2 protein-coding genes are annotated in these 848 nt (G+C 61.9%); one reads left to right on the top strand and one right to left on the bottom strand.

The annotated features are described in order from the left end of the window. Positions 1 to 46: 46 nt before the first annotated feature. A complete protein-coding gene (locus tag VBE63_RS30560; RefSeq protein ID WP_323686711.1) occupies positions 47 to 391 on the bottom strand; it encodes a DsrE/DsrF/TusD sulfur relay family protein in 345 nt (114 codons plus the stop codon). A gap of 193 nt (positions 392 to 584) precedes the next feature. On the opposite strand from VBE63_RS30560, the gene VBE63_RS30555 reads away from it, so the two are divergent. Next, positions 585 to 848, top strand: a 264-nt coding sequence (locus VBE63_RS30555; RefSeq protein ID WP_323686699.1) for a metalloregulator ArsR/SmtB family transcription factor, incomplete at its 3' end; no start/stop codon positions are given.

Raw genomic sequence — 848 nt, 5'->3', positions numbered from 1 at the left:
GGCTGGCGCTAGCGCTTGCGTGCGCCTCCACACAAACGGTCACCACTCAGAACACCAGCACCTTGTCGGCCGCCAACGTGCGCTCAGCCAGTTCATCCATGGTGCTGCGGCGCGCGCCCTCGACCAGTTCATCGTCGGTGATACCGCGCGCGTCCATGCAGGTGCCGCAGAGCAGCATCTCACCCTTGCGAGCGACGCCCTTCACCATCAGCTCAAGATTGTAGTAGCCCTGCGGCACCTTCTGCCCGGCCTTGGCGCAGGAGACGGCATCGGCCATCAGAAAGACGCTGACGCTCTCGCCCTTATTTTGCAAGGCCTTCGCTAAGCGCAGCCCGTTGAAGCTGCGCTCGGTGCCGTAAGCGGGGTCGTTGAGGATGAACAGGGTAGTCATGGGTGTGGGCTCCGCAGTCGAGGTTGAAGCAGGCAGTATCCCATGAACAGAGACATCATTCAAATATTAAGTTGAATGATGGCTATCGGCTATCGGCTGTTAGCTGGTGAAGGCTGAGTGTCGAGGGATGGCGAGCGGCTTCTGATGCGCGTGGCGGTATACTGTAGCTCCCTGTCCTTGCCAGCCGCTCATCGTGACCCAGTCCCAGTCTGCATCGCCCAAACAACAGCTGTTCGAGCATCTCGCCGTGATCGCCCGCGCCTTGGGGCATTCGGCGCGGCTGGAGCTGCTCGACTACCTCGCCCAAGGCGAGCGCAGTGTCGAGGAACTGGTGCGGCTCAGCGGGCTATCGGTGGCCAACACCTCCAAGCATCTGCAGCAGCTCAAGGCCGCGGGGCTGGTCAATGCGCGGCGCGATGGCAAGTATGTGCGCTATTCGCTCGGCGATGAGCGGGCA

Origin of the sequence: Lamprobacter sp. (genome assembly GCF_034860625.1) — a bacterium.
In the GTDB taxonomy this organism is placed as follows: domain Bacteria; phylum Pseudomonadota; class Gammaproteobacteria; order Chromatiales; family Chromatiaceae; genus Lamprobacter.
Note: the sequence above shows the minus strand (reverse complement) of the source record. Positions and strands in the feature narration are given on the sequence as shown.